The sequence below is a fragment of the Providencia sp. JGM181 genome, assembly GCF_018257375.1.
GTDB classification, from domain to species: Bacteria; Pseudomonadota; Gammaproteobacteria; order Enterobacterales; family Enterobacteriaceae; genus Providencia; species Providencia lanzhouensis.
In genome coordinates this window covers 1-7319 of sequence record NZ_JAERJY010000166.1, presented here as the reverse complement: position 1 = coordinate 7319, position 7319 = coordinate 1, and the positions used below count along the sequence as shown (strand labels likewise).

Below are 7319 nucleotides of genomic sequence, written 5' to 3'. Positions count from 1 at the left end.
CGTTTATAGAAGAGATTTATTATGATTTATTCTTCAAATTGTTTTATTATTTTTATCGGAATGATGCTGACTTTAATAAGTTACATGTACCCATTACACTGATGAATATTTGCATATTATGATGATATCTATACCTCGATTCTAATTTATGGGCAAAAAGAATAGAAGCGTCGTTTTAATAAATGCAGGGAAAGCGAAATAACTTATCATGTATAAGTTGTTTTAAAAATAATATTTAATGATTTTATATTTTTCGTCAATATTGCTTTGATGGATCATGTTCATTAATTAAAAATGATAAATATATTTAGTGGAGTTAAAAATGACTGATTTTGATACGATCTCAACAGCAAAAAAAGAAAGTAGCGATATTCATCTGCGCAATGTTGATTTGAACTTATTAACTGTTTTTGATGTTGTGATGCAAATGCAAAATGTCACTCGTGCAGCGCAAGTTCTCGGTATGTCTCAGCCTGCAGTAAGTAACGCCGTATCCCGCTTGAAGTCCATGTTCAATGACGAATTATTTGTTCGTTATGGGCGTGGAATTCAACCGACTTCGCGCGCAAAACAATTATTTGGACCAGTAAGGCAAGCTCTTCAATTGGTGCATAATGAATTACCGGGGGCAGGGTTTGATCCTAAGCAAAGCGAAAGAGCATTTAGCTTATCTATTTGTTCTCCATTAGATATTCGCTTAGCGGCAACCATTGTTGATAAATTTAAAATTGCGTCGCCAAATGTTCAGGTTTTTATTCATTCTTTTTTAGGAAATAACATAGCGCATCAATTAAAATACCAAGAGATAGATTTTTTCTTGGGATATAATCAATTCGAAAAACCCGAGTATCAACATCAGGTTTTATTTAATGATGAATTGGTTTTAGTTGTAGCTAATCACCATCCAAGAATTGAAGATACTATTAATCAAGAAATGTTAGTGAGTGAAAGACACGCTATTATGGCAATGGATAATATCGGCTCATTTAGCAAACTGTATTACCATAATACGGAACTTTCCCACACTGTCAGTTATCAAGGAACTGACTTAAACAGTGTATTGAATATTGTGGCACAAACAGATTTAGTGGCTATTGCCCCCAAATGGTTAGTGGAACATCATGCAAGTCAGCTGCAACTGCGTACCTTATCATTGCCTTGGGAAGAGAGTTCTCGCCCATGTTATTTAACGTGGCATGAATCGACGGCGCGAGATAAAGGCCATCAATGGATGAAAGCGCAGTTTTGCCAAATGATAGAACAGCTGTAAGCTAAATTGGCTCAATTCATTCTAAGGCAACCTTAGCATATTCCCCTTAATACTAACTCGCCATGATGAAAAAAATGGCGAGTTTTGTTGTGTCTGTAGCATTTGCAAAAAATTTACACTTTATTCCTTTCCTCGTTTATCTTTCCGCTATACACTCAAAATATTCAGCTAACAGATGTAAGCTGAAATAATAAAAAGTATTAAGATTAGGTTGTTTGTGAGTTTGCCGAATGACTTAAAATTCTAATGACCTATAGGGAATACACTTTGATTACTGAAAATCTATATCCATATCATATTGTTAACCGCATACGTTCCAGAATGGACGCGAGCGAGTCAGCGGATCGGATAGCTTTCAGTCAATGGGACAACGGACATCAATCAGAACTGACATGGGCGGAAGTCGATACCAAAACCACCGCGATTGCCCGTCAGCTTTTGGCGATGAATGTTGCCCCGCAAGAGAATATTGGGCTTTTTGCTCATAATAGTATGAATTGGTCTTTGGTCGATATCGCGGCACTACAAATCAAAGCCGTGACGGTACCTCTCTATGCCACAAGCAGCATTGATCAAGCCGCCTATATCATTAATGACGCCAACATTAAGATCCTCTTTGTTGGTGCTCAAGAACAATACCAAGTTGCTTGCCAATTACTCACACATTGCCCACAGCTCTCCGCTATCATTGCATTAGACGATAATGTTGAATTAGATGGGCAAGTGGCTAACAGCATGCACTTATCGACATTTATGTCCCTCGCTCAGCCTCAATATCAAGCTGAATTAGATGCGCGAATTGCAGCTCAAAATTTAAGTGATTTATTCACCATTATTTATACCTCGGGCACCACGGGAGAACCGAAAGGGGTGATGCTGGATTACTACAATATGGCAGCCCAGCTTTATCTTCATGACAACCGTTTAGAACTGTCCGAAGACGATGTTTCATTATGTTTCCTACCACTTTCCCACGTTTTTGAACGCGCATGGAGTTTTTATGTCATGCACAGCGGCGCGCGCAATGTCTATTTAACCAATACTAATTTGGTGAAAGAGGCACTTACTGATGTTAAACCAACGGTGATGTGTGCCGTACCGCGTTTCTATGAGAAAGTTTACAGTGCAGTACAAAGTAAAGTATCGCAAGCGCCTTTCATGCGTCGTGCAATTTTCAAATGGGCGATTGCGATAGGGAAACAAAAAGTGAAGGCAATGGCAAAAGGTAAATCGCTTTCATTTATCAACAACCGCTTATATGCATTGGCAGATAAACTGGTTCTAAGCAAGATTCGCCAAGGGCTTGGTGGTCGTATTCGTTTTATGCCAGCAGCGGGCGCGCGCCTCGATGATGATGTCATCGCGTTTTTCTTATCTGCGGGTGTGGATATTAAATATGGCTATGGGATGAGTGAAACCTGCGCGACAGTCTCGTGTTGGGAAGCGAATAAATACCCATTAGGCTCTATTGGTACACCGCTTTCTGCCATTTCTGTGCGTATTGGAGCAAATGACGAGATCCAAGTTAAAGGCCCTGTCGTTATGAAAGGCTACTATAATCGCCCACAAGAAACGATAGATACATTCACAGCTGATGGCTGGTTACGTACAGGGGATGCCGGAAAAATCGATGAGCAGGGCAACTTATATATTACGGATAGACTAAAAGATTTAATGAAAACGTCTAACGGGAAATATATTGCGCCACAGGTTATCGAAGGTGTTTTAGGTCAAGATCGTTTTATTGAGCACATTGCCGTCATTGCCGATGCACGTAAATTTGTCTCTGCGCTGATTGTGCCTTGCTATGACAGCCTTGAAGAGTATGCAAATTCAATTAACTTAAAATACCGTGATCGCTTGGAACTGTTAAAAGATTCTAAAATTGTTGCGCTGTTTGAAGGTCGTCTTAAAGATCTACAAAAAAATCTGGAAAACTTCCATCAAGTGAAGCGTTTTACACTGTTACCAAGCAACTTCTCAATGGAGAAAGGTGAATTAACGCCTACGCTGAAATTACGCCGTAAAATTATTTCAGAGCGCTACCGATTAGAAATTGAATCCATGTATCAAGAATAATTCGATATTTAATCATACTTTCCAAGCCCTTCAGTGGTTATCCCTGAAGGGCTTTGTTTTACCTGCTATTTATGTAAAATCGCGTTGCCACTATTTTTGCTTACCTTTTAGTTATTTTCGCTCTATTTTGATTGAAAACTAGTCAATGAATCTGCCGAATTTTCATGTTCAAGACAAAATGAAATCTTCCTTAATTTCTCTGTGAAATCAAATTTGCGTCCCACAAATGGTAGGGATATGTTAATAGCTGAATTTATGACTAACTTAATAAAAATTAAAGAGGGTCGTACGGCTCTCTGTTAACTTGCAAATAGTCTGAGGGCAAACTCATGGAGATGTTGTCGGGAGCAGAAATGGTCGTCAAGTCATTGATTGACCAAGGAGTTAAGCACGTATTTGGCTATCCGGGAGGCGCAGTTCTCGATATTTATGATGCACTGCATACCGTGGGTGGCGTAGAGCATATTTTAGTGCGTCACGAACAAGCTGCGGTGCATATGGCAGATGGCTATGCGCGCTCAACAGGGGATGTCGGCGTGGTGTTGGTAACGTCAGGACCTGGCGCAACCAACGCGATAACGGGTATTGCTACCGCGTATATGGACTCCGTACCCATGGTAGTTTTATCGGGGCAGGTCGCCAGCTCATTGATTGGGAACGATGCATTCCAAGAGTGCGATATGGTGGGTATTTCGCGCCCAATCGTGAAGCATAGTTTTCTCATTAAACACGCGAAAGAGATCCCTGAAACCATCAAAAAAGCGTTTTATATTGCGGCGAGTGGGCGCCCAGGACCTGTGGTGATTGACTTTCCAAAAGATACGGTGAATCCTGCCGCTAAATTCCCTTATCGCTATCCTGAATCCGTCTCACTGCGCTCATACAATCCGACCTTACAGGGGCACAAAGGTCAAATTAAGAAAGCGCTGACCAAATTAGTCGCAGCGAAGAAGCCCGTGATGTATATCGGTGGCGGTACGATCAATGCCAATTGCTCTGCGGAGCTAATGACATTAGCTGAAAAACTTCAGTTACCCGTGGTATCAACATTGATGGGGCTAGGCGCATTCCCCGAAACTCACCCACAATCGGTGGGTATGCTAGGTATGCATGGTACCTACGAAGCCAATAAAGTGATGCATCATTCTGATGTGATTTTTGCTGTTGGTGTGCGCTTTGACGACCGTACAACCAATAACTTAGAAAAATATTGTCCGAATGCAACCGTGATCCAAATTGATGTGGATCCAACCTCAATTTCGAAAACAGTCAAGGCGGATATTCCCATTGTTGGCGATGCAAAACTTACGTTAGAACAGATGATTGCTCAACTGGACCATGCAGCTGCCGAGCAAGATACCGCGGCACTGCAAACATGGTGGAAGGAAATCGGTATTTGGCGCGAAAAACAGTGTCTAAAATATGCATTAAATCCAAACAAAGTGAAGCCACAACAAGCCATTGAGGCTATTTACCGCTTAACCAACGGTGAAGCCTATGTGACGTCAGATGTGGGGCAACACCAAATGTTCGCTGCGCTTTATTATCCGTTTGATAAACCGCGTCATTGGATTAACTCAGGGGGCTTAGGCACCATGGGCTTTGGTTTGCCCTCAGCCTTGGGCGTGAAACTGGCGCACCCTAAATCCACCGTGGTATGCGTGACCGGCGACGGCAGTATTCAGATGAACATCCAAGAGCTTTCAACTGCGCTGCAATATGGATTACCGGTGCTGGTTCTGAACCTGAATAACGGTTTCCTTGGCATGGTAAAACAGTGGCAGGACATGATTTATCAAGGTCGTCACTCGCAATCCTATATGCAGTCATTGCCGAATTTCACAAAATTAGCTGAAGCTTATGGGCATGTGGGGATTTCAATAGCATCCCCAGATGAACTTGAAGATAAGCTGAAACAAGCGCTAGTCGAAGTGAATGAAAACCAGCGTCTGGTGTTTGTAGATATTAATATTGATGAAACTGAGCATGTTTACCCAATGCAAATCCGTGGTGGGGCAATGGATGAAATGTGGTTAAGTAAAACGGAGAGGACTTGATCATGCGTCGTATCTTATCAGTGTTATTAGAGAATGAATCAGGGGCACTATCTCGCGTGATTGGGCTTTTTTCACAGCGCGGTTATAACATCGAAAGCTTGACCGTAGCACCGACCGACGATCCGACATTGTCACGGATGACCATCCAGACAAAAGGGGATGCCAAGGTGCTAGAGCAGATTGAAAAACAGCTACATAAACTGGTGGATGTGCTGCGAGTGAGCGAGCTGACTGCGTCAGCCCATATCGAGCGTGAAATCATGCTAGTGAAGCTGCAAGCCTCCGGTTATGGGCGAGATGAAATTAAGCGAAGTGCCGATATTTTCCGTGGGCAAATCGTGGATGTGACGCCAACGCTGTACACCGTTCAGCTCGCGGGAACAAGCGATAAACTAGATGCATTCCTTGAAGCTGTGCGTGGTGTTGCTGAAATTGTTGAAGTTGCACGCTCAGGGATCGTTGGTGTTTCTCGTGGCGATAAAATTATGCGATGAAAAATTTATCCGCCGCAGGTAGAATAGAGCGGATTAAAGCCCCGAATGACTCGGGGCTGTTTCCCAAATTGCAAAGAGGTTAACGTGAAACTGGATGAGATAGCCCGTCTAGCGGGTGTTTCCCGCACAACGGCTAGTTATGTGATCAACGGCAAGGCCAAGCAGTATCGAGTCAGCGATAAAACTGTAGAAAAAGTGATGGCAGTCGTCAGAGAGCACAATTACCATCCAAACGCAGTCGCTGCAGGGTTACGCGCAGGTCGCACTCGCTCTATCGGGTTGGTGATCCCTGATCTTGAAAATACGAGCTATACCCGTATAGCTAATTATCTGGAGAGACAGGCTCGTCAGCGCGGATATCAGCTTTTAATTGCGTGTTCAGAAGACCAACCTGACAACGAAATTCGTTGCGTGGAACATTTGCTTCAGCGCCAAGTTGACGCGATTATTGTGTCTACCGCGTTACCTCCTGAACATCCGTTTTATCAGCGCTGGGCAAACCGTTCACTGCCTATCATCGCACTGGATAGAGCATTAGAAAAAGAGCATTTCATTAGCGTGGTCGGTGATGACCAAGAAGATGCGCTGATGATCTCTAAAGAATTACGCAAATTCTCAGCTGAATCGGTCTTGTATCTCGGGGCATTACCTGAACTTTCTGTTAGCTATTTACGTGAGCAAGGTTTCCGTAAAGCATGGGAAGGGGACTCTCGCGAAGTCAATTATTTATACGCCAATAGTTATGAGCGTGATGCCGCAGCCGACGTTTTCTCCCAATGGCTAGATAACGGTAACGCGATGCCGGATGCATTATTCACAACGTCATTTTCTTTGCTGCAAGGCGTGTTGGATGTGGCATTGAAACGCAATGGCCGCTTACCTGAAAACATGGTTATCAGCACCTTTGGTGATAACGAATTACTGGATTTCCTCGGTTGTCCTGTGCTGTCTCTTGCTCAGCGCCACCGTGATATTGCAGAACGTATTTTAGAATTGGTATTAGCCAGCCTAGACGAGAAACAGAAGCCAGAAACTGGAATTCGTCGAATTCGCAGGGACTTATGTCGCCGTGGTAGTTTAGGTCGCAAACAGTAGTGGATAAACCTTATCCAATGGTGAAAAAACCAGTTTAATAGTTAGTGATGTTAACCAAGATTCTTAGTAATATATCCGCCCCTATCTATTAGGGGCTTTTTTTTGGTGAAATTTATGGGTGATTGCGATTTTTTTTATTGCGTTATCCTGTAAATATTTCACTTTAGGAGTTTTCCTAATACTTTTTTTGATTATTTTGCATCGATTGTTTTTTTGACAAATTAATTTTTTTTTACCCATAAAAAAACCGATAAGTACAATGAGCAAATTATTGTCAGCAAAATAACACTGTGAATTAAAACAGTTATTTAATGTGTTGAAATA

6 protein-coding genes are annotated in these 7319 nt (G+C 42.3%); 5 read left to right on the top strand and 1 reads right to left on the bottom strand.

Going from position 1 to position 7319, the window contains the following annotated elements; all coding sequences use genetic code 11:
- The first annotated feature begins 322 nt into the window (after window positions 1-322).
- The 5 genes from leuO to cra all read left to right on the top strand — a co-directional run bounded on the left by leuO (window position 323) and on the right by cra (window position 6995).
- On the top strand, window positions 323-1270 hold the full coding sequence (leuO, locus tag JK188_RS15580) for a transcriptional regulator LeuO (protein WP_211886317.1): 948 nt from the start codon (window positions 323-325) through the stop codon (window positions 1268-1270).
- A 321-nt stretch (window positions 1271-1591) separates the two neighbouring features.
- Window positions 1592-3349: an AMP-dependent synthetase/ligase gene (locus JK188_RS15575; protein ID WP_211886315.1), complete on the top strand. Its 1758-nt coding sequence runs from the start codon at window positions 1592-1594 to the stop codon at window positions 3347-3349.
- Between the two features lie 329 nt (window positions 3350-3678).
- A complete protein-coding gene (gene ilvI / locus JK188_RS15570; protein ID WP_211886313.1) occupies window positions 3679-5406 on the top strand; it encodes an acetolactate synthase 3 large subunit in 1728 nt (575 codons plus the stop codon).
- A 2-nt stretch (window positions 5407-5408) separates the two neighbouring features.
- Window positions 5409-5900, top strand: coding sequence for an acetolactate synthase small subunit (ilvN, locus tag JK188_RS15565; protein WP_036951209.1), 492 nt, complete (start codon window positions 5409-5411; stop codon window positions 5898-5900).
- An 84-nt stretch (window positions 5901-5984) separates the two neighbouring features.
- Complete coding sequence (gene cra, locus JK188_RS15560) at window positions 5985-6995, top strand: catabolite repressor/activator (protein WP_211886311.1); 1011 nt, start codon at window positions 5985-5987, stop codon at window positions 6993-6995.
- Window positions 6996-7076: 81 nt separating this feature from the next.
- Here cra and JK188_RS15555 read toward each other — a convergent pair.
- The coding region (locus JK188_RS15555) for a hypothetical protein (RefSeq protein WP_211888666.1) at window positions 7077-7319 on the bottom strand (243 nt) is incomplete at its 5' end.